Source organism: Mesorhizobium sp. M1A.F.Ca.IN.020.06.1.1 (assembly GCF_004023265.1).
Lineage (GTDB): Bacteria > Pseudomonadota > Alphaproteobacteria > Rhizobiales > Rhizobiaceae > Mesorhizobium.
Window position 1 is genome coordinate 1 of record NZ_RZSR01001405.1, and the last position, 1,073, is coordinate 1,073.

General features: G+C 57.0%; 1 protein-coding gene. It reads right to left on the bottom strand.

Annotated elements, in window-relative coordinates:
• Positions 1-878: GntR family transcriptional regulator (locus EOA60_RS34400; RefSeq protein ID WP_128312698.1), on the bottom strand; the 878-nt coding region annotated here is incomplete at its 3' end.
• Between the last annotated feature and the right edge of the window lie 195 nt (positions 879-1,073).

Genomic DNA, 1,073 nt, shown 5'->3' on the forward strand with positions numbered 1-1,073 from the left:
ATTGGGGACTTGCGAGACAAGGCCCCGCCCAGGTGCTTGCGCATGAAATAGGACGCTTCGACGATCTCCCCTTTTTCGAGGAGATCGAGCATCTGCAGGTGCTCCTGGCATTGCACCACGAGGCGTGTACGATCGACGCGCGAGCGGTATTCCATAAGGCGCCGCATGAGATTCACGCGCACCAGCGCCATATGGAAAAAGGGATTGTTCGACATCTTGATCAGTTCTTCGTGGAAGAGCGACCCGTTGTAGAGCAGACGCTCCGCGGGCAGGCGCTCGATGTCGGTCTCCAACATCCGGTTCTGGATACGACGCTGCTCCTCGATAATCTTTCGGTCCAGCATGAAGCCAGGTTCAAGCATCGCGGCTGGCTCGATCAGCATACGAAACCGGTAGATCTGCTCGAAGGCCTCCGGAGTCTTGGCCACCGGGAGAAAGCGCCAGCCATAGCCTTGCTTGCGTTCGGCCCACCCTTCCCGTGAGGCCCGCATCAGCATATCGTTCAACTCGGCCTTGGTGACCTTGTAGCGGTCGCGAAGCATCTGCTCCGTAACTTCGCCGGGTATGCTCTCCGTTAGCCAGTCTTCGGCCAGGCGTTGGTAGTCGTTGGCCACCTCGAAGGGCTGGGTACCGATCTGGACGGGCTCGACGACGGATTGCGTTCCGCCCTCCTTGACGAAGAAGCCTCTGTTCTCCTTCTGCTCAAGGACTCCCTGGTCCGACAGTATCTGCAGCGCTTCACGGACCGGCGAGCGGGACACGCCGAACTTGTCGGCCAGGGACTGGGTCTTGAGATGATCGCCGGCCAGAAGTTCTCCCGAGTTAACCAGCAGTGTGATTTCGTTCGCGATGTTTCGGGCGAGCGGACTGGCGGGCATGAATTTTCTCTTTGTGGTGACCTCTGACGACATAATGGCTTACCTTGCGCAAAAAGCCAATGCGTGGAGATTTCGGCCAAGAACGGCGTAACCGGGAGTTTTACCTTAGGGCAATCCTGCTTCAAAATTGTTCAAATGAAACAAACATTTGAGCGGACAAGCACATGTCCGTTGACACTTCGGCAGTGTTGGTTT